This window comes from Saccharibacillus sacchari, from assembly GCF_037722395.1.
GTDB lineage: Bacteria > Bacillota > Bacilli > Paenibacillales > Paenibacillaceae > Saccharibacillus > Saccharibacillus sacchari_A.
The window spans coordinates 42,511-66,955 of record NZ_JBBKAR010000043.1 but is presented as its reverse complement, the minus strand read 5'-3'; the positions used below and the strand labels follow the sequence as shown (position 1 = coordinate 66,955).

At 53.0% G+C, this 24,445-nt stretch carries 22 protein-coding genes; 7 read left to right on the top strand and 15 right to left on the bottom strand.

Annotated elements, in window-relative coordinates; all coding sequences use genetic code 11:
- Positions 1-3: 3 nt before the first annotated feature.
- Both WKI47_RS16220 and msrB read left to right on the top strand, forming a co-directional pair.
- Entirely contained in the window at positions 4-543 is a 540-nt protein-coding gene (locus tag WKI47_RS16220; protein ID WP_340228206.1) for a redoxin family protein, read from the top strand.
- 44 nt (positions 544-587) lie between these two features.
- Entirely contained in the window at positions 588-1,814 is a 1,227-nt protein-coding gene (gene msrB / locus WKI47_RS16215; protein ID WP_340228205.1) for a peptide-methionine (R)-S-oxide reductase MsrB, read from the top strand.
- Between the two features lie 86 nt (positions 1,815-1,900).
- On the opposite strand, the gene WKI47_RS16210 is transcribed toward msrB, so the two are convergent.
- Together WKI47_RS16210 and WKI47_RS16205 are read right to left on the bottom strand one after the other, a co-directional pair.
- On the bottom strand, positions 1,901-2,125 hold the full coding sequence (locus WKI47_RS16210; protein WP_340228204.1) for a DUF1450 domain-containing protein: 225 nt from the start codon (positions 2,123-2,125) through the stop codon (positions 1,901-1,903).
- Complete coding sequence (locus tag WKI47_RS16205) at positions 2,122-3,567, bottom strand: SMI1/KNR4 family protein (protein WP_340228203.1); 1,446 nt, start codon at positions 3,565-3,567, stop codon at positions 2,122-2,124. Before WKI47_RS16205 ends, WKI47_RS16210 begins: the two co-directional genes overlap by 4 nt.
- A 134-nt stretch (positions 3,568-3,701) precedes the next feature.
- Here WKI47_RS16205 and WKI47_RS16200 point away from each other — a divergent pair, with 134 nt between their 5' ends.
- Positions 3,702-5,258, top strand: a complete 1,557-nt coding sequence (locus WKI47_RS16200; protein ID WP_340228202.1) for an ABC-F family ATP-binding cassette domain-containing protein — start codon at positions 3,702-3,704, stop codon at positions 5,256-5,258.
- 434 nt (positions 5,259-5,692) lie between these two features.
- Here WKI47_RS16200 and WKI47_RS16195 read toward each other — a convergent pair whose 3' ends face one another.
- The 3 genes from WKI47_RS16195 to WKI47_RS16185 all read right to left on the bottom strand — a co-directional run bounded on the left by WKI47_RS16195 (position 5,693) and on the right by WKI47_RS16185 (position 7,763).
- Positions 5,693-6,583: a fumarylacetoacetate hydrolase family protein gene (locus WKI47_RS16195; protein ID WP_340228201.1), complete on the bottom strand. Its 891-nt coding sequence runs from the start codon at positions 6,581-6,583 to the stop codon at positions 5,693-5,695.
- 108 nt (positions 6,584-6,691) lie between these two features.
- Positions 6,692-7,276, bottom strand: a complete 585-nt coding sequence (locus WKI47_RS16190) for a VOC family protein (protein WP_340228200.1) — start codon at positions 7,274-7,276, stop codon at positions 6,692-6,694.
- Between the two features lie 34 nt (positions 7,277-7,310).
- A complete protein-coding gene (locus WKI47_RS16185; RefSeq protein ID WP_340228199.1) occupies positions 7,311-7,763 on the bottom strand; it encodes a MerR family transcriptional regulator in 453 nt (150 codons plus the stop codon).
- A gap of 210 nt (positions 7,764-7,973) precedes the next feature.
- Between WKI47_RS16185 and WKI47_RS16180 the strand changes: the two genes are divergently transcribed.
- The gene (locus WKI47_RS16180; RefSeq protein ID WP_340228198.1) at positions 7,974-8,825 is read left to right on the top strand and encodes an aldo/keto reductase; all 852 of its coding nucleotides are present in this window, start codon (positions 7,974-7,976) and stop codon (positions 8,823-8,825) included.
- 87 nt (positions 8,826-8,912) lie between these two features.
- Here the strand turns inward: WKI47_RS16180 and WKI47_RS16175 are convergent, their stop codons facing one another.
- The 7 genes from WKI47_RS16175 to WKI47_RS16150 all read right to left on the bottom strand — a co-directional run bounded on the left by WKI47_RS16175 (position 8,913) and on the right by WKI47_RS16150 (position 14,570).
- A complete protein-coding gene (locus WKI47_RS16175) occupies positions 8,913-9,197 on the bottom strand; it encodes a hypothetical protein (protein WP_340228197.1) in 285 nt (94 codons plus the stop codon).
- A gap of 246 nt (positions 9,198-9,443) precedes the next feature.
- Complete coding sequence (locus WKI47_RS16170; protein WP_340228312.1) at positions 9,444-10,394, bottom strand: sugar kinase; 951 nt, start codon at positions 10,392-10,394, stop codon at positions 9,444-9,446.
- Between the two features lie 104 nt (positions 10,395-10,498).
- Positions 10,499-11,536, bottom strand: coding sequence for an SPFH domain-containing protein (locus WKI47_RS16165; protein ID WP_340228196.1), 1,038 nt, complete (start codon positions 11,534-11,536; stop codon positions 10,499-10,501).
- Between the two features lie 152 nt (positions 11,537-11,688).
- Positions 11,689-11,787: a hypothetical protein gene (locus tag WKI47_RS26215; protein ID WP_425355475.1), complete on the bottom strand. Its 99-nt coding sequence runs from the start codon at positions 11,785-11,787 to the stop codon at positions 11,689-11,691.
- Positions 11,788-11,792: 5 nt separating this feature from the next.
- A complete protein-coding gene (locus tag WKI47_RS16160; RefSeq protein WP_340228195.1) occupies positions 11,793-12,218 on the bottom strand; it encodes a hypothetical protein in 426 nt (141 codons plus the stop codon).
- Between the two features lie 94 nt (positions 12,219-12,312).
- Complete coding sequence (locus WKI47_RS16155; protein WP_340228194.1) at positions 12,313-13,056, bottom strand: alpha/beta hydrolase; 744 nt, start codon at positions 13,054-13,056, stop codon at positions 12,313-12,315.
- 131 nt (positions 13,057-13,187) lie between these two features.
- Positions 13,188-14,570 carry a HEAT repeat domain-containing protein gene (locus WKI47_RS16150; protein ID WP_340228193.1) on the bottom strand — a complete coding sequence of 461 codons (1,383 nt, stop codon included), beginning with the start codon at positions 14,568-14,570 and terminating at the stop codon, positions 13,188-13,190.
- A 294-nt stretch (positions 14,571-14,864) separates the two neighbouring features.
- Between WKI47_RS16150 and WKI47_RS16145 the strand changes: the two genes are divergently transcribed.
- Positions 14,865-16,571, top strand: coding sequence for a DUF6138 family protein (locus WKI47_RS16145; RefSeq protein ID WP_340228192.1), 1,707 nt, complete (start codon positions 14,865-14,867; stop codon positions 16,569-16,571).
- Between the two features lie 300 nt (positions 16,572-16,871).
- Here WKI47_RS16145 and WKI47_RS16140 read toward each other — a convergent pair whose 3' ends face one another.
- Positions 16,872-18,371 (bottom strand): MDR family MFS transporter, encoded by a 1,500-nt coding sequence (locus tag WKI47_RS16140; RefSeq protein ID WP_340228191.1) that lies wholly within the window; start codon positions 18,369-18,371, stop codon positions 16,872-16,874.
- Positions 18,372-18,581: 210 nt separating this feature from the next.
- On the opposite strand from WKI47_RS16140, the gene WKI47_RS16135 reads away from it, so the two are divergent.
- Positions 18,582-19,109, top strand: a complete 528-nt coding sequence (locus tag WKI47_RS16135) for a hypothetical protein (protein WP_340228190.1) — start codon at positions 18,582-18,584, stop codon at positions 19,107-19,109.
- Between the two features lie 459 nt (positions 19,110-19,568).
- Here the strand turns inward: WKI47_RS16135 and WKI47_RS16130 are convergent, their stop codons facing one another.
- The gene (locus tag WKI47_RS16130) at positions 19,569-22,697 is read right to left on the bottom strand and encodes an FN3 associated domain-containing protein (RefSeq protein ID WP_340228189.1); all 3,129 of its coding nucleotides are present in this window, start codon (positions 22,695-22,697) and stop codon (positions 19,569-19,571) included.
- Positions 22,698-22,966: 269 nt separating this feature from the next.
- Positions 22,967-23,755, bottom strand: a complete 789-nt coding sequence (locus WKI47_RS16125) for an SDR family oxidoreductase (protein WP_340228188.1) — start codon at positions 23,753-23,755, stop codon at positions 22,967-22,969.
- 123 nt (positions 23,756-23,878) lie between these two features.
- Between WKI47_RS16125 and WKI47_RS16120 the strand changes: the two genes are divergently transcribed.
- The gene (locus WKI47_RS16120; RefSeq protein WP_340228187.1) at positions 23,879-24,430 is read left to right on the top strand and encodes a helix-turn-helix domain-containing protein; all 552 of its coding nucleotides are present in this window, start codon (positions 23,879-23,881) and stop codon (positions 24,428-24,430) included.
- Positions 24,431-24,445 lie beyond the last annotated feature (15 nt).

Below are 24,445 nucleotides of genomic sequence, written 5' to 3'. Positions count from 1 at the left end.
GATTTGCAATCTGTAAAAAAGAAATGGCTGCCTCTATTGATGCTGTTTTCCGTGGTGTTACTGTTATCCGCCTGCGGACAAAACGGTTCGGCGACTTCCGCGTCCGGGGCGACTGCGGCAAGCTCGACCCCGGCGCCGCAGTTCGATCTCAAAGACCTGAACGGCAACGAAGTGAAGCTGGCGGATTTTAACGGGGAAAAAGTCTATATCAAATACTGGGCTTCGTGGTGCTCGATCTGTCTCGCGGGCATGGAAGAACTGAACACGCTGGCCGGACAAGATAATGACTTCAAAGTGATCAGCATCGTCGCTCCCGATTTCAAAGGCGAAAAGTCCGAAGCCGATTTCAAAAAATGGTTCGCCGGCATGGACGAAAGCAATACTACCGTACTGATCGACCAAGACGGCAAATACGCGCAGCAGCTCGGCGTACGCGCGTATCCGACTTCCTTTTATATCGATTCGACCGGCGGCTTGGCGAAAACCGTTCCAGGTCACAACACCAACGACGTGATCGCTTCGAACTTTAACGCAATCCCTTAACGAACGACGGTACGTTTGCCCACTATAACGAGGAGGTTCCATTTATGAAAAAAAGAACCCGGCCCACGGCCTGGCTCTCTCTCGTCTCGCTGGCGCTGCTGAGTCTGCTTGTATCGGCCTGCTCCACGTCCGGCTTCGCCGGCATGAACGCCGCCGGTTCCGTGATGCCTTCGAGCGTAACGGCGGCCAGCATTCCCAATCCGAACGATGACGTGGATTATTCCAAGTCCGACCTGAAAAAGATCTACCTCGCCGGAGGCTGTTTCTGGGGCGTTGAAGCGTATATGGCGCGCATCTACGGCGTTCAGGACGCGGTATCCGGCTATGCCAACGGCACCGGGGAAAATCCATCGTACGAAGACGTCGTGCAAGGCGATCGCGGCTTCGCCGAAACGGTCGAAGTCACCTACGATCCCGAACGCGTGCCGCTGGACAAGCTGCTGACCGAGTTTTTCAAAGTGGTCGATCCGACCAGCGTCAACAAACAAGGCAACGACCGCGGTATCCAGTACCGTTCCGGCGTGTACTACACGGACGATAGCGAGAAATCGGTCATCGAATCGGTCATCTCCAAAGAACAAGAGAAATACAATCAGGACATCGTGACCGAAGTACTGCCGCTGGAAAACTTCTATATGGCGGAAGAATATCATCAGGATTACTTGGAAAAGAACCCGAACGGCTACTGCCATATCGATATGGGCATCCTTAACGAGCAAGAGATTCCGGCCGACGATGCAGCCGATACTTCGGCGGCAGGCGTAAAGTCGACCGGAGAAAAGTCCGCTGCCGCGACGAAAGCCGCAGGCAAAATCGTGATCGACCCGGCGGACTATCCGAAACGCAGCGACGCGGAACTCAAAACGCTGCTGACCGATATCCAGTATAAAGTCGCCGTCGAGCAGGACACCGAACACCCTTACTCCAACGAATATTGGGACACGTACGAAAAAGGCATCTACGTTGACGTCTCCACCGGAGAGCCGCTGTTCGCCAGCGAAGACAAATACGACTCGCAATGCGGTTGGCCGAGCTTCGTGAAGCCGATTACGCCGGATGTCGTGACCTATGACGAAGATACCGCGTATAACATGGTCCGCACCGAAGTCCGCAGCCGTTCCGGCGATATCCACCTCGGCCACGTTTTCGACGACGGCCCGGCGGATCGCGGCGGCAAACGTTACTGCATCAACAGCGCGTCGATCAAATTCGTGCCGCTGGCCGATATGGACGCGCAAGGCTACGGCTATTTGACCAGCGTGGCGAAATAAAGCATTGTTGTATAAAAAAAGCCGTATCCGACGCAGCCGAAGCTGTAGCGGATACGGCTTTTGTTTCGCACAAACGACCGGGACATTTATTTGGCGATTCGTTTTTCCAGCTTTTTTACCAACTTTTTCGGCGTTTCCGCCTGCACGATCTCGCCTTTGATCATCGCGAACGGTTCGGTACGGCATAATCGACATTCTTTGAGACAGGAATCTTTTTTGACTTTGACGTCGTCGCCGTATTTGCTTTTCAACTCTTTATAGGCCGGTTTCGAAAATCGATCCAGGTTTTTTTCGCAAAATTTGATTTTCATCGCCGGTCCTCCCCTATATCGCGCAGCATCTCCCGAACCTGCTTCAATTCGGCGGGGACGCCGCGTTTGATGTCATTTTGCGTAATGAATCCGTATTCTTTCAGCCGGTGCCGGATATTGTGGCGAATATCATGGTCATCTGACGGATTTTGTTCCAACAATCGTTCGTATACCGCCAGCAAGCGCCAATCGGTCACTTTTCTGAGCGATTGAATCGCCTCGTTGCGTATATCAGGATTCGGATCATGCAGCAATATCTCGATAAAATCTTCGATATATTCGGATTTCCGTTCAGACTTACCGGCTTGCCAGAGTGCGATTTCGCGAATTTCGTCGTTGGGATTTTTGAAAGCAGAAAGATATAACGGGAGCGGTTCAACCGCGGCAGCTTCCAAAATATAAGTGATAAACCGGAACGTTTCCTCGTCCGATTCGACGACAGCCATTTTTTTCAACGGTTCGATAAAAGTTTGGCTTTCTTGTTTGCGGTACCAGAGAATAAGCTGCACGGCTGTGCGCCGTTTCTCCGTTTCAACGCTTTCCAAATCTTCCATCAGCAACGGATCGGCTTGCTCGGGCGCATGGGAAGCGAGCAGAGTCAGCGCCCAATAGCGAGCTTTTTCCGCCGGATCGCGAAGTGCATGCCGTGCCGCCAGAATGGTGTCGGCTTGAAGGCTCGGGAATCGCAGCAGCGCTTTCCAGGCTTCGGACCGTTCGTTCTCGCTGTCCGCCGCTTCGGCCGCATGCAGCAGTTCGGGTTCCGATCCGCCCGGCGTCATTCCGAAAACACCGATCTTGAATCCGGCAATGATTTCGTCCAACCAGCGTTCATACCAATCGAGGAAGTTGGATTCGTAAACGAAAAAAGGTCTATAAGAATCCATGTCCATATAAAATACCCGTCCTCGATGATCGCCGCTGACCGACAATAGCATTTCGTAGGAACATCCCTGTGTCCCGATCTCAAGCGTGCCGCGCATCAAATCGGCCACGGCTTCGTCATATTCGTCGTCATCCAAACGATCGTCCAATTCGTATTCTTCCATTGATGCCGATTTCCAATCTTGCGATGCCGGAATCGGTTTGAAATGCGACGGCTGCCCCAAGCGCGTAACATCCGGCTTCAGGCTTTCAATCGCATAGATTCCGTAGTACGGACCTGCTCCGCCTGTATCCTCCGTTCCGCCGTTGCCGATTCCGGTCAAAAACGCCGCGAAATCGTCCGGCAGCTTCACGCCCCAGGATTGTTCCAATTCGTAAAGCTGTTGCAGCGTCAGCGGTTCTCCCAATAGATAGCGATGGCTTTCGGCGCCGAATACTTTGCCTGCTCCCGGAGCCTGCGCGGCACGCGGAAGTTTTTGCCGAATACGTTCAATCTGAGGTTCGAACGCCTGCACCTCCTTGCGTCTTTTCGCGACTTGCGCGTTTTCTTGTTTATTCATATTCGCGATCTCCTTTTTTGCATGAAAAGTTTCTGTTGTTTTCCATGTTTCCATTGAGTTGTACGTCGTTACCTTTTATAATGAAACGGAAAAAGTTTTAATCGAAATCTAACAGAAAAAGGTGTCTTTCATTAATGAGTATACTAAATGTAGAACGACTCAGCCACGGCTTCGGCGACCGGGCTATTTTTAAAGATGTTTCTTTCCGTCTGCTGAAAGGCGAGCATATCGGCTTGATCGGCGCCAACGGCGAAGGTAAATCCACGTTCATGAATATCGTGACGGGCAAGCTGCAACCGGACGAAGGCAAAGTCGAATGGTCGAAACGCGTGCGCGTCGGCTATCTGGATCAACATGCCGTTTTGGAAAAAGGCTTGACGATTCGCGATGTACTCAAAAGCGCTTTCCAATACCTGCTCGATATGGAACAGGAAATGAACGATATGTACGGCCGCATGGGCGACGTGACGCCGGAAGAGTTGGAAGAACTGCTGGAGCAGGTCGGCACGATTCAAGACACGCTGACCGCGCAGGACTTTTACCTGATCGACGCCAAAATCGACGAGACTGCTCGCGGACTCGGCTTGACCGATGTCGGCCTGGACAAAGACGTCAACGACTTGTCCGGCGGACAGCGTACCAAAGTTCTGCTCACCAAGCTGCTGCTTGAGAAGCCGGACATCCTGCTCCTCGACGAGCCGACCAACTATCTGGACGAAGTGCATATCAACTGGCTGACGCGCTATCTGCAAGAGTACGAGAACGCGTTTATCCTGATCTCCCACGATATTCCGTTCCTGAACAGCGTCGTCAACATCATTTACCATATGGAAAATCAAGAGTTGAACCGCTATGTCGGCGACTACGATTACTTCCAGGAAGTCTACGCGATGAAAAAGCAGCAGTTGGAATCGGCGTTCAAGCGTCAACAGCAGGAGATTTCGCAGCTCAAAGACTTCGTGGCCCGCAACAAAGCCAGCGTCGCGACCCGCAATATGGCGATGTCCCGTCAGAAAAAGCTCGACAAGATGGACGTGATCGAACTCGCTCAGGAACGTCCGAAACCGCAGTTCAACTTCAAAGTCGGCCGCACGGCGGGCAAACTGATCTTCGAAACGAAAAAACTGGTGATCGGCTACAACGAACCGTTGTCCCGTCCGCTTGACCTGAAAATGGAACGCAATCAGAAAATCGCTCTGGTCGGCGCCAACGGCATAGGTAAAACAACGCTGCTGCGCAGCATTCTCGGCGAGATCCAGGCGATCTCCGGTACGGTCGAACGCGGCGAGCACCAACAGATCGGTTATTTCGAACAGGAAATGAAAGGCGACGGTTCCAATACGTGCATTCAAGAAATTTGGAACGAGTTCCCTTCGCTCAGCCAATTCGAAGTGCGCGCGGCGTTGGCGAAATGCGGCCTGACGACGAAGCATATCGAGAGCAAGATCACGGTACTGAGCGGCGGCGAAAAAGCGAAAGTGCGTCTGTGCAAACTGATCAACCGCGAAACGAATATCCTCGTGCTCGACGAACCGACGAACCACTTGGACGTTGATGCGAAAGATGAATTGAAGCGCGCGTTGCAGGCGTATAAAGGTACGATCCTCATGATCTCTCACGAACCTGATTTTTATAAGGATATCGTGACGGAGACGTGGAACTGCGAGTCGTGGACGACGAAGGTTTTCTAAGTAGGTCCTATTCGGGAGGAAGCTGGGGCGGCTGCGGGGGAAATTCGTTCAAGACGCTGTCTCACCCGGAAAATGGATTGGATTTAAATAAGGAATTTTCCGGGTTCAAAGGCCAACACTTAAAATGTGTTACCGCAGGTTTTCCTTGAAATCCTGCATTTCACTGAATTCCTCCCTCCGCCTATCGCTTCGAACCGAATAAAACTTTTAAAATCTTCATCTATTTATGGGTAGATGTAAGGCGGAAGAGCTCCTTTGGTGGGAGCTCTTTTTGTGTATGCGTAAAAAATTTTTGTGGCTCTGATTTAGGGCGTGTACGCAAACTCAGGCGACGTGCATCTTGAGCTGCCTTCGGAGTTTGCGTACACGCCCTAGTATCAGAAGATCCAGAACACTCATTGGAAAGCTGTTGTCTTTTTAAACTCTTGTTGCTTTTACTCCCCGACCGTGTTGGTTAGCTCGCCCAAGCCTTCGATAGAGATGGTCATTTCGTCGCCGGGTTTGAGCCAGATTCGATCCGATTCGGGTTGGCCGAGCACGACGCCTTCGGGGGTTCCGGTAAGGATCACATCTCCGGGACGCAAGGTGAAGTGTTTGGATAGGTAGGCGATGATTGCCCGGCAAGAGAAGATCATGTCGGACGTGTTGGAGTCCTGAACGGTTTTGCCGTTGACGCTGGCCGAGATGCGCAGGGCGTCAGGATCGGGTATTTCGTCGACGGTCGCGATATACGGGCCGAGCGGTGCGAAACCGTCGCCTGTTTTACCAAGCAACCATTGTCCGGAGCGCATCTGTAAATCGCGTGCCGATAGATCGTTTGCGCAGCAGTAGCCGAAAACGTAGTCAAGCGCTTCTTCTTCGCTAACATTAGACGCTGTACGGCCGATGACAATAGCAAGCTCCGCTTCGTAATCCAACTGCTTCGTTTCGGCGGGATAAGGAATGATGTCGTGATGAGCAGCTACGGAGTCAGAAAACTTACTGAATACGACCGGCTGCTTGGGGAGCGGCATGTTGGTTTCTTCGGCATGCTTTTTGTAATTCAATCCGATACAGATAAGTTTGCCTGGGTTCAATATCGCAGGCAAAAAACGGATTTCCGTTTGGTTCTTCGACTCGAATCGGGAACGATCCGGACCTAGACGATCCCAAGCATCGCGAATCGCAGCAAGTTGCTCCGGCGATTTTAGCAGTTGATCCGTGGTGGTCGGCAACGTTGTTCCGTTTGCCAGCCATCGGGTAAGCGCGCCGAGCGGGACGATTTTCCCTTCATTGGCGATTACGACCGACGATACGCCGTTACGTTCCACATTAGCAAATTTCATTCCGTTCCCTCCCATTTTCGATCCTATCCAGCAGCCTCGTAAGGATATCGTGAAACTGCACTTTTTTTATGATACGCCAAGTACCGGGCCCGATAGAAAATCCAGCTCTTAGTCGTTCGGTTCCCAACGCTTCGCTTCAGTCTCATCCGGATAACGAACGCCTTTGGGCAGACTCAGCAGCTCGATCAGCATTCCCCACGGCGTGCGTCCATACACAAAACGATTGGGCTCGGACGAGTCTCCCGTTCCGCTTTCCCATCCCGTTAATTCGCTCGGCTCGGACAACAGCGTGCCGCCCGCGTCCTCGAATCGCCGCACCGCTTCATCGAGGTTGTCCGTATAAAAGCCGAAATGCTGAACCCCTAGATCCGAAGCGATCGCAGGTTCGCTCTGCTCGGTATCTTCGAAACGGAACAACTCCAAGTTGACGCTGTTCCCGATTCGAAGCATACGGATCTGCACGACCTTCGCTCCGGGTTTTAGTCCGAGGCGTTGCTCGGTTTGTTTGCCTTGCTGCGGTTCCTGATCCGCAGTCAAGCCGTTATAGCAGACGATAGCTCCGAATGCTTTTTGGAAAAAGGTCGTGGCTTGGTCCATATCAGATACGGTAATTCCGATATGATCGACGCCGCGCACCACAATACTTTCGGCTTCCATAGAGTCGGAAAGTTCTTTTGGATGCTTCTTGTTCATAACGTTCCCCTTCCTTCCGTGTTCGATAAACATATTACCTTCCCGTCCAAGCAGATGACGCATAAAACACATCTCCGTGCATATCCCGCATTCGTTCCCAAGTTCCAGGGTTGGTTGTATCCGGTACTTTCCCGTCCAAAATCTCTGCGTAAAGCGCCATCTTCTCTTCTAAATGTTCCACATGCCGTTTGGCTTCTTCCAATTGCAGACGGGCAGCTTCCCCATACTTTTTCATCATGGCGCCACGCTCGGGAATCGTCGAATCCCCTTGCAGACAAAGATCGATATAAGTTTTGATCGCTTCGATCGGCATACCCGACTGCTTGAGGCAGCGTACGCCGAACAACCAGTTGATCGACTGCTCATCGAACAGACGCACATTATGCTCACTGCGCTGTACGGTCGGCACCAGTCCTTTATCGGTATAAAAACGTATGGCGTGTTCGGTCAGTCCTGTAATCCGAGCCGCTTCTTTGACGGTATGCACGCTGCTTTTCCTCCTTGAAAAAATTTAAAATTCCGCTTGCCTTCGTGTAACACGAAGGCTTTAAGCTCATTGTAAGACAAAACGAACGAAAACGAAAATCGCGGCTGAACCCGACAGGCAGGTCGCTGGATAAATAGGCGTAATCGGGCTGCATTTTTCGATTTTCAGATCCGACCGTTTTGTCATATTCGATCTACAGGAGGAATTTCCATGCACACTGTCACTTTGAACAACGGCGTCAAAATGCCTCTTCTCGGCTTCGGCGTTTATCAAATTCCGGATGCCGAGCAATGCGAAAATGCCGTCTACGAAGCGCTCCGAGCCGGTTATCGCTTAATCGATACGGCCGCGGGCTACGTGAACGAAGAAGCCGTAGGCCGGGCGATCAAACGCAGCGGCGTGCCGCGCGAAGAACTGTTTATTACGACCAAGCTCTGGATTCAGGACGCGGGCTACGAGAGCGCCAAATCGGCGTTCGCCAAGTCTTTGAAAAAGCTCCAGCTCGACTACCTCGATCTTTATCTGATTCACCAACCGTTCGGCGATTATTACGGGGCTTGGCGCGCGATGGAAGAGTTGTATGCGGCAGGCAAGATCAAAGCGATCGGCGTCAGCAATTTCCTCCCCGACCGCCTCATGGATCTGATCGTACACAATAAAGTGGTTCCGGCTGTCAATCAAGTCGAAACGCATCCTTTTTACCAACAGCTCGAAAACGCCGCGTTCATGGCTGGGCAAGGCGTGCAGCATCAATCGTGGGCACCGTTCGCGGAAGGTCTGGGCGATATGTTCAGTAATGAAACGTTAAGCACTATCGCGAACCGACACAACAAATCGGTCGCTCAAGTGATTTTGCGCTGGCTGACTCAACGCAACGTAGTCGCGATCCCCAAATCCGTGAATAAAGAACGCATTGTCGAAAACTTCGATATCTTTGACTTTGAATTAACTACGGATGAGCTTGCTCAAATTGCGGCTCTGGATCATAACAAAACGCTATTCATGTCATATCACGATCCGAAATTCGCCAAAATGCTGGGTACGTTAAAAGTTGATCTGTAATACAGAGAACCCGTCACCGCAAAAAATAAGCATCCGCTCTGCCTTAGGCAGCTGCGGATGCTTTCCGTCGTTATGCGCTGTACGCGCTTATTCGGTTCTTGTCTCGTAGGAGTTCTCCCTGTATTTGTGGTCACGGTTCGGCTCCTGTCGGTCAACATTGGATTCCGGCTCGGTCATGCGAGACTCCGAATGCCAAGCTTCCACTTTCTTTTTCCGCTTGCGCTGGAACCAACGTTCCAAACGATTCGCAGACTGGCGTTCGGCCAGCGTTTTCTTGATTCCCTTCATCAGCAGCTTGGAGCGGTCCTCATTGTTACGTTCCAACTCGTGGAGGTCCTTCAGGAATTCATCGTTCATATTATGCATCTCCATGTACAAGGTCTCCTTTCAGTATATCGAACATATGTTCTTTTGTCGAGTTTGGGTATTTTTTGTATACGGAGAAAATGGTTCATCGATACGCCACTGCCACTTGCTTCTTCTATTTTTCGCCAGCTTGCTCCTTTTTACGAGGAATTTCTTACTTTCTATTTACCCGCTTTTCCCATATAGCAAAAAAGCTTTTCTCTGTTCGAGAAAAACTTTTCAGCCGCTCTTATCGAATTCAGCGTTCATTTTTCATACCGCCAACAATCCGCGCCGCTCCGCTACCGTAATCGAAGCCACGACGCCCGAACCGAACTCCAGGTAATCGTCTTCGACGCCGTCGCTGAAAATCACGCCGCTTTCCGGCATTTGCGACATGATCCGAAGCGGGCTGCGTTCGTCGATCCGGCCGAATACCAGATTCGCGGACGTCGAGCGGCTCGGATAAGGTTCGCGCACGCTGAAATACAGATAAGGCGAGTCCCAACCGAACGAAGCGTCCGGGTTCAGAGCCTGGGCAGGCTGTCCGGCAACTCCCGAAGCGATTCCTGCGGCTCCGGCCAGCACGCTTCGGAGCCAGCCGGTCGAACCCATTCCGGTCGATACGATGATTCCGCTCGACGACTGCTGCTCGGCCGCCTCGTTCACTCTCAGTTCGTAACGGGCCGATACATGGGTACGCCGCCCGATAAACAAATCGTTGACCGCATACAGCACCTGCCCGTCGTTCAACTCCGCCTGCGCAAGCCGGACTTCTTTGACCGGGCGCTTGTCGCGCAGGATATCGCGCGCTACCGACTGCAATTCCCCGACCGTGAATGGCAATAGCGCCCCGTCCCAACGCTGCGGGTCCGGGTTGACCCCGATCAACGGCCGATATGTCGCGTACTTGAGCGTATTGGCGACCAGGCCGTCCTGACCCAACACCACCACTACGTCTTTTTCGCCAAAAATAAAGTTCGGTACATGCTCGCGATCCACCTGCTGCACGCGTCCGATTACGCTCAACGACTCGGTCGCCTGATGCAGCGCCGCGTGGTAGACCCGGTCTTCGCGAATATAGTCGCCGAAGTCCGCCCCCAGCCGCTCGACATAAAACTGCGCCTGCTGAATCGTATTGTACCGGATCACCAGCTCTTCCAGCCGGGTACGGCGCTTCACCAATACGATTTTCGCCTCCGTCTCCGGAGCGCCCGCCGCCATGCTGCCGGACGACTGCCGCGAACGGGAATGTCCGCTTCTGTCGCCGGGCGCGTCGAAAGTCGAAGATCGCGCTCCCGCTACCCTGTCTCTTTTTCCGAAAAAGCTCATCGTTGCGCAGCCCCTTTCGCCGCTTGTCCGCCCATCAGTCCTTGCAGCAGATCCGGCGTAATATTCAACTGACCGATCTTCTCCGCGTTGCCGGCCATTTCCTGGAACGCGATCGCGATCAGTTTATCCGGCTTCATATCCATGTTCGCCATTGCTTGCAGCACGTTCGGATTGACGTTTTCCAGCGATTTCATCACGGCGGTCAGTTCGTAGGCTTTGGCGTCGGCAGCTACTTTTTGGTTCGACGTCTCCAGCCCGATCAACTCTTGTCTGCGTTCTTCCATGCCGATATCGAAACTGAGCTGCTCTTTTTCCATCTCGTGCCGTTTTTGCTTGACCGCTTGTTCCGCGTTGAGCTGCGTTTCGCGAATCTGCCGTTTTTTCGTTTCGACCGCGATCTCCGTGTTGAGTTCGTTTTCTTTGACTTGACGCTCTTGTTGGATCGAAGCGTTGCGGCGGCGGTACAGGGCTTCGTCGGCGTCCTGCAAAATTTCTTCCCGCGCTTGGGCCTCCAACGCGCGCATCGTATCTTTATTCGGCAAAATGGCAAGAATCGACAGTCCCATCAGTTCCACGCCGAGCGCGGCCATTTCTTCGTCGTTCGCCAGCTCCCGTCGCATACTTTGCGCTAGCGTCTCGCTCGCCTGAATCGCTTCGCGCAGCGACATGCGGGCCAGACCGCGCTTGATCCGAACTTTGACGATATTGACGACGCGCTGACTGAGCAAAGCCGGATCGTCCGACAAATAGCGGTTCTTTTTCAAATCGTACGTGTAGTTCAGCACTTCCGTCATGCGTTTGTACTCCGCGATCCGGTAGATCAGTTGTCCCTGTACCGTAATCTTCTGATAATCGCTGGTCATCTCGTCGAACATGAACGGAACGTCGATCGACGAGACCGGCACGACCACCACCGACGTCGTCGGCGCATAATAATGGAAAGCAAGCCCGACGCCTTCTTTGACGACTCTGCCGTTTTTGATCTTCATCACGTACTCGCTAGGCTGGAATTTGGCAAAACGGAATCCGAACATGATGTTTCCCCGCTTTCTTTTTGTTATTATCGTTTTGACTGTAACAAAAATATAGCATAGGTTTTTGATATTATCAATATGATATTAACAAAAAGTTACGAAGAATAAATAAAAAAAGAATCCGGACGGAAATCTGCCGGATTTTTGAAAAATCATTCATATATTTTCCCGACATTAAAGAGCGTTGCGATAAACTCCCAACCGATCGATTCGGGAGACGGCGTATCCGTATTCTCGTAATAACCGTACATATCCTTCACATCCGAAACTCGTATCTATTTTTCGCTTCGTCAAACTCGACTTCGAACTGCGGAAGCTCGAATCCGAAAGCTTCGGAAGCCCAGTGCATCATCGCCGCTTCCAAGCCTTCCGCCTGAAAATCGCAAGGCGCGATCGTCACGGAACTGACTACGATCAGCGTGCGGTTGCCGTATTCGGAATGCCGAAGGATCAACGACGACACCCGGCGCAGTCCGGCTTGCAAAAAAGCTTGTTCGTCCGGCAGCAGCGCGGATTGCGGATCGGCTTGCACCTGTCGGTCATTGATGTGAATGCCTTCGCCTAATTTCACGGCTTCACGGCTGTACGCATCGTCGGACAATGCCGTATAGCTTGCGACGATTCCGATATGAATTCCCCAAGTGGATCGGAAAACGCGGTAAATTGATTCGGTCGTTGTCACTTTTGACTTTCCTTTCTTGCCTGCGTTTGAACGCGAACCAGAGCGGCGCCGAAAAAATCCGGCTTCGCTCCGTTTTTCCTTCAGGCTGATTCATTCAAATCGGTTCGGGTTGTTTGCCGGAATCGGCATCCGAGGTCGGAATCGTCGGCGAAACGGTTTCGGTCTTCGTTTTCTTTCCGATGGCACTGTGCACATGCTCCAACACCGCGTCGAACAATTCGAGCTGATTCGGCGAATGGCAGACCAGATGACCGCTTTGCGGCAGTAGCAACACCTTTTTATCCGTCGAGCCCAGATGCTCGTTCAGATACGCGGAACTGCGGGGTTTCACCAGGTGATCCTTCGCCCCTTGCACGATCAAGGCCGGAGACGTCGCTTCTTCGTACCATTCCAGCGATTCGTCCACGATCCGGTAAAACTCACGCGTTGCGCGAGCGGGAACCGCGAAGAAATTGCGAATATACCGTCCCACCATGCTCGGTTGCATCAAGGTTCGGGCAATCGCTGGCGGATGAAGCGGAAATACCGGCGTGGACAATAAGGTAATCGAGGCAATCCGTTCTTTGTAAAAAGCCGCAAGACGCGTCGCGATCAACGCTCCCGTCGAAAATCCGATCAGATGCACGCGTTCGTTGTTGAGCAGCAGCGTTTTGAGTTCTTGTTCGGCGCTGGCGATCCATTCCCGATTGCCCGCGTCCTGCATTTCTTTGCGACTGCCCCCGTGACCGCTTAGCGTAAACGTACCGACTTCAAACCCTTTTTTCTGCAAAAAATCGGCAAGCGGCTCCATTTCATGCACGCCTCCCGTAAAACCGTGAATCAGCAGGCAGGCTTCCATCTGTACCCTCTCCCGTCCTTTTCGATTCGGTGCTTTCTATTAGTATAGCGCTTATCGAATAGACGGAGCAAAGCAGGCAACCTGTTCAACCGGATCATCCACGGCCTTTTCAGCTTTTTGTTGCAAATCCGTCACGTCTTGTTTAATTCGACTCGGTACTGCTTCAATAGACGTTCGGCTTCTTCCCGGATCTTGACATCGGAATCACAGGCTGCACGTTCAAAATAAGGATACGCCTGCTCTCCGTACTCACTTAGGCGACGGAGCGCGGCTTTACGCAGCTTGACCCCGGACGAGGGCTCCGCAATCAATCGACCGTATTTCGACAGCAATCCCGGCATCGGCAGACCTTCCAGCGCGCCCACCGCGGTCTCGCGCACCACTTCGTCCGCATCATCCAATGCCCGGCCGAATTGCATCGCATAAGCTTCCCGTCCCGGTAGACGCCCCGCATGAAAAATAGCTTCGCGGCGCATATCGGGATCGGGATGCGTGAAGAAAAGAATCAGCGTGGTCAGCGGATTTACCGGTCCTTGCTCCAGAATACGGACAGACTGACATAGCACCCGATGGTCTTGCTCGTCTGGCAGCGATCGTTCAAGCAACGACGTCAGTCGACCGCCACCGGGCTCGCCGTAAGCTTCGATCTGCCGCGCTGCATTCAGCCGTTCTTCCGCAAGCGGACTCGTCAATGCCTTTTCAAGAAACGGAAAAGCCTGTACATATTCTTTTTGCGCCAAAATCTCCAAAGCGGCCATCCGTACCGCCGGAGACGCGTCTACGCATTGCTCGAACAAAAACGACAGCGTCTCTTCCTTCAGCTTGGGAAGCTTGTGCATGCCCTGGATCGCGCTGACCTTGACCTTCTCTTCCAGGCTCGTCAAATACAGATCGATCAGCACCACGTCGTCTCCGGCCCGCTCCATCGCGAACCAGCCCGTATCGTAACCGCCAATAATCTCGTCCAGCCAACGCTCGTACCATTCCAGAAAGTTTGCTTCGTATGTAAAAAAGGGAATTTGATAGCTGCGATCCACATAAACGATTCGACCTCGATAAGGCCCGTTTAGCACCAGCATCATCTCAAAGGTCCAACCCATCGAACCGATACCGAGCAGACCGCCATATAATTCGTTTTGAAGTCGGCTCCGTTCTTCAGGCTCAATCGAGAGATCATCCAGAAATGCAATCCTCGATCCCCATTCTTCTTGAGTCATATTTGGAGATAACAGACATTTTTGCTTCAGCGGCCCTGCGATTCCATGGGGATCAAGCGCCGCTATGCCGTAATAAGGACCGGCTCCCCCGTTACCTACAACTTGCAAAAATTCGGAAAACTCATACGGTAGCGCGATGCCTGACTCGGCTTCGAACTTGGCAATCTTTTCAAGTTCAAGCGGTGCGTTCATTCGATAACCGTGCCGGTTCGCCCCGAATTCTTTGAGAGCATCGTCGCGCCGCATGGCCATCTTCAGCTTCCACACAATACGCTCCAACTGCGCTTGCTTTTTCACTTTATGTCCCTCCCCCAAGTAAAGCCGACCGTAATCGCACTCCCGCCGCGCGGCCGCCTTCCTCTCGCTTATACGGCCCAACCCGTATGTCAGCGATAATCCCGTTTGCCGGACGATCTCGTCCTTTATGTATATGGTATGCTATAATCTCATTTTGTAATGGCTGGAATCGTTGCACGTCTTTGCCACTGTGCTTGATTGTAACTCGTTGGCGGGTTTTGTGCAAAATCCCAAATGGCCTATTTTCCTTTCTTTGTAAAGGATTTAAGAAAATGCGCAAGGAGGAAATTGTCCATGTCGAATCTTTCCGATCGATTGTTGGAGGATGTTTGGAAACAACTCCGCTCGATCTATGCACGCGAACAACAGCGTCTGGGCGAGATCAAAGAATGGAGTCCCCTTCAAGCCGGTGTATTCAATTATTTGAAAATCAGCCGTCTGAAGCCGCAATGGGGCAAGACCCCGCATCGCTTAGCGATCGATGTGTACGAACCTTTTTCATGGAGTGACGACGCCTACAAATTCGAGCTTGATCCCTATATCGAATACATCACCGAGACGATGCTGCGTGATGAATTCTGGCCGGGCTTGTTGAAAAAAATCAATGAGCTACGCCTGTCTAATGAGATGGGCCCGCGCTTTTTCGACTATCGATTCGAGCTTGTTGCGGATTTCCAAAGTGAGTCGAATGCCTCATCTTTCAAGCTGAACGCCATATTGATCGATGAAATCAAGCTCGCTAAGTTAAAAGAAACGTTGGAACGATTTGTTCAAAGCAAAGTCTTATCCGATCCTCCGGCGCGCCCCAAGGCAAAAGATTACTTCTTTTTCTCGCGTCTGCTCGTAAATGCTGATTTGCTGCCGGAAGGCCGGGTTGCCCCCGATCCGCAGCAGCTTGAAGCGTTGTCTCTCGGCTTAAGCCGCAAGCTCAAGGAAAATCCCGAGCGACTGGCCGAATGGAAGCGTGAGTATAGCCATGCGCTAAAAGGATGGGCCGAGGAACAATTTTTGCCGCTGCATTTCGATGAAACCGATGATTACCCACTGCGTTTCCGCATCAAGTCATCCACCGAGCGGCCGACGCTGCACGCTGAAGCTTTGGACTTTTTCCTCTATGCGGCGCTTCAGGTTGGTCACGATGACCCACAGCTTCGGCTGTCCTATCTTCGTTATGCGTCCGATCTGGGTTCGGATACGGCCGAGCGTTATTTGAAGACCGGGAGCGGCAAGGTGGAAAGCTCGCGCAAAGGCAGTCTGTTCCAAGGCAAAGCGAATGACGTACTCCAGACCGTCGAATTGAAGTTGGCCGCGGAAAAGGAGCAAGCGTACCGGGAAGCTCTGAACTATGTATGCGATCTGATGCGCCAGGGGTTTCCGACAGCCTACACATTGAAGCTGAAAAGCATGGAAAAGCACGGGTTACCGCTTAAAAAGCTCGCTAAATCTCCGCTGCATCGATTTTTCGCTAATGCTCTGCAATATCCGGCACTATTTCCGATTATCGCTGAATATGCAGACCTCGTTATGGACGAGTTCGCTTGGTACGGGGATGTCGAAGCAGGCGAAAAGTCGGTCATGCCGGGGACATACGCTGTGCTGGGTCTCGGACTACATAGCGAGGATTACGATTCGCTGCTGGTACGATATATGCAGCTTGTCGATACCGAACATCAATCTGCGCACGATGATTATGCCGCTCTATTCGCTTCGACCAGGGGCCTGAATGAGCATACGTTGCCGACTTTGATTTCGACGTTGCTTGGAAGCGGTCAGAGTGCGCGTCCGATCAAGGAATCGCTAATCGATACGCCTGAACTGGCCCGTCTTTTGTCCGCGCAGTTGCTTCTGCTGGAAGATTACGAACAAGAGCTTGCGATCTATCGTTTGTTCGGCGGTCACGACAAATTGGTTCGTATGGCCAAGAAGGCTGAAGCAGACCTGGCAACGGCGCTTGAGGAACTGGCGACCGTCACGCAACCTAAAGTTCGCAAGCGCCGCTAAAGAATCCAGCGTACAAGAGTTTCAAATTCCGGACTATATTTCTCGCAGAAGACTAGGGCGTGTACGCAAACTCCGCCGGGAGCAGATTGGGCTGAATTTTCGTTCTCTGCAAGGAATTTTTTCGCAGTCGTGCCGGGGCACGTCAAGGGAAAATGACGCAGCGGAGGATGAAAAGGCAGGTCAAGATGCACGTCGCCTGAGTTTGCGTACACGCCCTAAACAAAAGGCTGTTCCCGTCGCCGAACGCAGCGGGAACAGCCTTTTTTCAGCCTAAGACCGAGAATCTCCCGCTCCCGCTGATCATTTCGATTCTTCCGCGCCGGCCTTCGCGTTGCCCATAAAAGCGATAGCGACCGCCGCCAAAGCAATCGGGATCAGCGCAAACAGGAACATGGAGGTAATCGAATCCGACATGGCATTGACTATTTTCTCTAAAATGTCCGGCGGGATCTGCGAGCGCACGTCGGATTGGAACACGCTGCGAAGGTCTCCGCCGGCGAAGCCTCCCGCATCCTGTCCGGCAAAAGCATCTTTCAAACGGCTTGCCAACACGCTGCTTTGGATCGCACCGAAAATAGTAATGCCGAGCGTCATTCCGAAGGAGCGCAGGAACGAGTTGGTTGAATTCGCCGTTCCCCGATACTGAGGCTCCAGATTGTGCATCGAAGCCGTCGGCAGCATGGAGAAAGAGAACCCGACGCCGAAGCCGGCCAGAACCATATAGATCGTCAGCAGCACGCGCGATGTATCCGGCGACATAAAGGCCAGCAGTGCCATACCCGCGAAGAACGAAATGACAGAGACCGTCATCAGACGGCGGAACGGAATCTTGGTCTGGAAAATACCGCCGAGTGCGCTGCCCGCTACCGAGCCGAGCATCATCGGGGTCAGGATCAATCCCGCATTGGTAGCCGATCCGCCGTACACGGCCTGTACAAACAGCGGAATATAGACGGTCAAAATAATGAACGTCGCGCCGTACAAGAACGCCAATACCTGCGACGAAGCGAATAACCGACGCTTAAATAGCCAGAACGGCAAGATCGGATCGGCCGCTTTGCGTTCGATTAACACGAAAGCAACAAAAAACACGGCAAACGCCGCAAACAATCCAAGAATCGCAACCGAATTCCAGGCGTACCCGTCCGAACCGCCAAGCTCCAATGCAAACATCAGCGCCACGATCGACATAACGAGCGTAACCGCGCCTGCCCAGTCAATCTGCTGCTTGCGGTGCACGGTCGATTCTTTATAGAATCCGATAATGAAGAACAACGCCAGTACGCCAAGCGGCACATTCACGTAGAAGACCCAGTGCCAGCTAATGGCTTCTGTAATATAAGCGCCGAGCAGCGGCCCCAATACGCTGGACAAGCCGAATACCGCGCCGAGCATGCCGGTCATTTTTCCGCGCTTTTCGGGCGGGAACGTATCGAAGATAATCGTGAACGCGATCGGCATCAGTGCTCCGCCGCCGATTCCTTGAATAGCGCGAAACAAGCTGAGCTGCGTCATCGTTTGAGCAAGTCCGCACAGCGCGGAACCCAGCAAGAAGACGATCAATCCGAAAACGAAAAACCGCTTACGTCCATACATATCCGACAATTTGCCGAAGATCGGCATTCCTGCCATCGTAGCCACCATATAGGCGGAGGTGACCCAGACGAATTGATCGAGTCCTCCGAGGTCGGCGACGATTGTGCCCATCGCGGTGGCGACGATCGTGTTGTCCATTGCCGCCATCAGGATGCTGAGCAACAAGCCCGCCACAACCCATTTCGTGTTTGCCTGATTCATCATTTTGCGCACCAACCTTTTTGTCTTAAAGTCTTCTACACACTAAGTGACCCACTGGTCATTGTCAAGAAATTTTTATGTCAGATTAGGCATAACGTCGGTCGCATTGCGACATACGCATAATTACACTTTTTTTATCGATTCAAAAATGTTCCTTTTCCTGTATAATTAAATAAGAAGTTATTCAGTTGCCTTTTTGGAAGGAGTTTTATTTTGAGTCGTTTTGATTGGGACAACGAGCATACGTCTTCGAACCGTCGCAGCGTTTCTCGGCATGAAGAAGATCGGCAGAATCCTTACCGAGCTGAGCGCGGATACGAAGACCCGGTATACCCGAATCGCGGATATGATGAGCGCGGATACGGCGAACAATATTACGGCGCGGGGCAGCGCGATCCGTTCGCGCCTTACGGAAGACCGGCGCAGCGGCCCTACAGATACGGCATGGCGCTGGCAGGCTTCATCCTGGGCGCGTTTAGCTTGGCGATGCCGATTCTCCTGTTGATTCTGATGATATCTACAGGAGACTCCGACGGCTACGCCGCGTTGGGCGGTTTGATGCTGCTATCAATTCCGGTCTGCTTTGTGGGTTCGATCGTCGGGTTGACGTTGTCGATCGTAGCCGTACGCAGTTCGCGGGGCGCAAAATTCGCGATCGCGGGCATTTGCTTCAACGCGTTGGGATTGCCTTTGTCGGGATTTTTGTCTTTGCTCGTTTTTGTGGTGTTGGTTTCGTCGTAAGGTTGTCTGAAAAAAGAAAAGAAGCCTTTTCGAAAGCTTCTTTGGAAAAGCTATTGAAATAAGTGCGCAAATACACTTATTTTATTCGATTTGCTCCCGAATCTTCAAATAAATGCGTATAGGCAATTATTCGAAGAAACCAGGCGTAAAAAAGCAAAATACCAAGAAATTAAGTGCATATCCGCATCTATTTTATCAAAATAGAACAATTCGAATAAATGAAGTGCATATTCGCATTTAATTTCAAAATTCCGAGCGAAGGGCGTCCCGCTCGAAGCTATTCGGGTATAGCTTTTTGGGATTGGCTGCTTGGAAATCAGGCAAAGCCTAACGTCAATCGAAGAAAAACAAAAAAAGGCTGCCGAGAAACTCCAACATGGCTGGAAGCGACTTTCCCGGCAACCTGAGAAGCCTTTTCGAAGGCTTCTTTTCTTTTTTCAAGATTGTTTTAGATAGGTATTAAGGAGCAGCCGGAACGATCTCGACCTCGTCGATGAACGCAGTGTTATCGCCGCCGGAGGAGGTGGCTACAAAGCGGACTTCGAGATTCCCGGCGGTCACGGAGAACGGTTCGGTCTGGAGCGGCTCGAACTGAGCGGACGCGGGCATGAACGAGCCGACCTTATTCGTGCCGACAAACACGTCGAACCTCTGGATGCCCGGATATCCCGGACGTTGCGAAGCCCGGAATGCGATACGATACGAACCGGCGGCGAAAGCGGCGCTTTGTCTGAAAACGCCGCTACCGGACGAATCGGTTTTCAAATAAGCGGTCTGCACGCCTTCCGGCGCTTCGGGCGCATAAAACGGTTTGCCGTTGCGCTGGATGCCCGAGTGGCTGTCGAACGTCCAACCTCCGGCGGTAAAGTTGAATTTCGCGCCGTTCACGACAGGTTCTTCGAAGCCGTTGTTGCTTAGCTTCGACTCTCCGCCCGGAGTACCGGGCATGCCCGGCGTTTGCGCATCGGTTGGCGATATCGCGACGGAATCGATAAAGGCGGTATTGTCGCCCTGCGTTTTGGTCGCGGAGAAGCGAATGACGTGCTTGCCTTCGGTCGCGTCGAAAGCGTCGGTCGTATAAGCCGCGTACGCGCTTTGCGTGATATTGTAGGAACCGATCTTCGTATCGTCGAACCAGATATCGAAGGTCTGATCGCCGTACCCGGTGCGCTTGGCCGCTTGGAAAGACAACTCATAGCGTCCTGCCGGGAAGTAAACGGACTGGCTAAATTCGCCTGCGACGCCGTTGGTCGTTTTGAGATAACCGCTTTGCTTGCCTTCCGGGGCCGCCGCAGGCTGGAACGGACTGGTGTTCGCCTGCACGCCCGATTCCGGTTTGAACGACCAGCCGTTATTCATCGGACCGCCGGATGCTCCGGTCGTAGCCGGACGTTCGAAGCCGGCATTGATGACCGTAACGACCGGGTAAGACTCCGGCACGGAGGAACTGACGTACCCGCGCTTCTCGAAGCCCGGAGCCGGATCTCCCCCGAATGTGGCATCGTCCAAAGTCGCGCCTCCGGTCAGCGTTTTATACACGAATCGTCCGTCCGCCCCGTAAGCCACGCTTTGCGTGCCGGAAAACGTAATTTGATCGTCTTCGTAGCCCGCAAACTTATAGCCGTCCGGTCCCGAAGCCAGACTTCTCGTTCGATACAGCGAAGACGAGATGGCCGAAGTTTGCAGTCCCGGCGCAATCGCGACCGCTTTGACCGTTTGCGTCGTGCCTTCCGGCAAAATGATCGGTCCGCTATACAACGACGAGGAGGCAGTAGGCGTGCTGCCGTTGGTCGTATAGCGGATTTGCGCGTTCGGCGTGTCGCTTTCGAGCTTCACCGCTTCGGACGACGGGTACAGTCCGTGCTTCAAGCTGAAGCTCGGCGCTTCCGCCCGTCCGGCTTCGCTTTTCGGCGTAACCTTGACCAGCGCGATGCCGTACGCTTCCGGATCGGCGGCGCTTTGCGCCTTGATCGCAACCCATTTCTCATCGGCGATCGCAGGAGCGGTGTACACGCCTTCCGCACTGACCGTCCCGTTGTTCTGACCCGCTACGCTCCAAGCGACGCCCCCGCTGCCGTCGATCACGGTTGCGCTCAGCGCAACGCTTTCTCCGCCTTTTACATACGGATCGACCGGGCTTACGGCGACTTGGGTATCGGGTTGCTCGGTCGTGTAGATCGCAAACGAATAGTCCGTTTCCGAATCGTTGTCCTGAAAACCGCTGCCCGCCTGGAAAGTTCCGGATACGGCGGGAACTGTTGCATTGCCTTCCAACACGATGTCGTCGGTATACGCATGTTTATAGAATGTTTTGTTGATCGCGGTATCGCCGAAATCGAAGGTCAGGTTTTTAGCTTCGCCGCCTTTGCTTTCGACCAACACCGCATAATCGCCGCCGTCCGTTTTGAACGCGGCAGCGCGGATATCGTCCGCATCGGTCTGCGCCGCGATCACTTCGCTATGCTCCGGGATATAGCGGCTGAGCAGCGAAGCGGCGTAAAACGTACGATTCGGTTTTAGCCCGAGCACGTTGGAGTCCCACATCGTGTACGCGCCGTTCACATCGCCGAGCGGATCGGCCGTCCAGGTTCCCGTCATCTGCCAGACCAACGCCGAGCTTGAGCCGGAGTTGGCCGCTTGAATCACGTTGTTCGCGAACCCAGCTTCCCAGCCGCTGATATCGTCATACCGCCAGCCAAACTCGGTCAGATGAACCGGCTTGCCTCCGGCCGCGTCGGTACGCTGCTGAATCGCGTTGCCCAAAGTGTCATAGCCTGCGCCGTACACATGGAAACTATACGCGTCAAAGTGCTCGCCCGCGTTTTGCTCCATATAAGCCGTCCAGGCGGGAGCGTCGACTTCTTCCGGTCCCCAGATCTCGATCCGGTCGCGCAGACCGTCCGTTTGAAGCTGTTTGCTGACTTTGGCGACCATCTGCGCGTAATACGCTTTCTGGTCGCCCGGCGCTTCGAAATCCCAGCTACCGTTCGGTTCGTTGTAAAACGTTAAGTATTTGACGTTATCGTAACCGCGTTCGTCCAACAGCTCGCCGAGCAGAGCCGATGCCGAACGTCCGTAAGCATCGAGATCCGCCGGAGCGCTAGTCGTCGGTTCCTGCCCCGGAATGCCAAACCAAGACTGGGCTTTGCTGCCGACTTTCCAACCGAAATTCAGTTCCACTTCGGTCCCGGCTTCCTTGAACGCGTCCAAATAAGCGTAAAAAGCTTTCATTTCGTTGCTTTCCCAGGTGTACTGCCCTTTTTGCGGCTCCATCCAATCGATCTGGAACCAGACCCGGGCCACTTTGGGCCGTGCCGTCAAAATTCGTTTGCGGTCGACTTGCCAATGCGCGTCGGAGTAGCCGAAGCTTTGCGTTTGGGACATAAGCGATTGAGGCATCAGATTGACGCCGACACCCAGGAAATTCTGCTGGATGATTTGATCCGGATCGATCTCAATCGTTCGGGCGGCTGCCGCCGATACCGGCTCGGGCTTCATTCCGACAGGAAGAGCGAGCGACAGGCCGAGCAGGATTCCCAAAACGCAACGTCCGAACGGGCGTGCACGAAGCGACTTTCTTTTCTGCATATTCTCTCTCCTTTTAATCGAATTCGCCGTTCATGATAACAGATTTCCTCCTTTCGTGTTTATGCTATCGTTATGTAAGCGTTAACAACTTGAAAGATCCTACGAATCGCTTGAAAAATTTGTCATCTCCAACTGCCAAACAGCCGTTTCGGAAATGGTTTCCGGAACGGCTGTTTGGGATTCGTTTGCCTTTCAAACGGCTTCGCAAAAAAATTGCGCCATCGTTGAGTGCGACAGAAGCTTGAACACGATCCGTCCGAACAACGGGCTTACAGAGCTTTTACCGCTCCTCCGTCTACCAATAAAGCTTGCCCCGTCGCGTACGTGTTGGCGAACGATCCGTAAAACGCGACCACGCGTCCGAACTCATCCGGTTGGCCGAGTCGTCCCAACGGAATCGGGCGTTCGCTGGCTTCACGGACTTCGTCGATCGAACGGCCGGTCTTTTTCGCGTTGGCTTCGTCCAGTTCCAAAATACGATCCGTAGCGATTCGGCCGGGGGCTACGGTGTTGATCAAAATACCGTCGGGCGCAAGTTCGGTTGCCAACGTTTTGGTCAATGCGTTGACGCCTGCGCGGAAAACGTTCGACAGAATAAGGCCGTCGATTGGCTGTTTGATTGAAGTCGAAGTCAGATTGACGATTCGACCGCCGCCTGCTTTGCGCATATACGGCAAAGCTTCGCGGATCATACGGATCGTACCCAGCAGGTTCAATTCATAGGCGGCTTGCCAGTCGCTGTCCGACATGTCGCCGAAACGTCCTCCTTTGGGACCTCCGGCATTGCAGACCAATACATCCAGACCGCCGAAACGTTCCGCGGCTTCGCGAATAGCGCGCTGCACGTCTTCTTCTTTTCCCGCATCCATCACGACAGTCGCAACTTCGACGCCCGTTGCTTCTCCGATCACGCGCTTTGCTTCCGACAATCGCTCCTCGCTCCGACTGGCGATCGTGACGTTAGCGCCTTCGCGCGCAAATTCCAGTGCCGAGGCACGCCCCAGGCCTTTACTTGCCGCAGCTACAAACACCGACTTGCCTTTGAGTCCCAAATCCATTTTCCCAGCCTCCTTGTTTGATCTGCTTCACTCTTCTATTATACCCTTTAACCTGGTCAAGCTACGAGCTGGCGAACGAGCGTAATTCTTGGTAGGATAAGGTCACGAAAGGAGCGATGATAGATGGATCTCGGTTCGAATATCCGTGCCATACGCAAACGCAAAGGCATTACCATCGCTTACATTTGCGCCGCTACCGGATTGTCGCAAGGGTTTATGAGCCAAGTAGAAAACGACAAGACCTCGCCCTCCATTGCTACGCTTGAACAAATTGCCGAAGCGTTGGATGTTCCTTTAGCCTATCTGTTGTTAAAAAAAGAAGAACGCATGCAAGTGGTCCGCAAAGAAGAACGCCGCCGGACGTCCGGGGGAACGGAGCAGGTCGATATCTCGCATATCGGACGTACGCCGCATCTGCGCATGACGCTGATCGAGCTGGCTCCGGGCGCTTCGTCAGGAGATACTCCCCATGCCCATGAAGGCGAAGAAATCCATATGATTGTCAGCGGATCGGTAACAGCGCAGCAAGGCGAAGACGTCTATGATTTGCGCGAGGGAGATACGTTCAGTTGGAACGCCTGCGTACCGCACCGGGTCTGGAACGATAGCGATAAGCCTGCCGTCGTGCTGATCGCGGTGTATACGGATTCCAAGCGGGAGGCTGAACCGATCTGATCCCAAGCAAAAAGC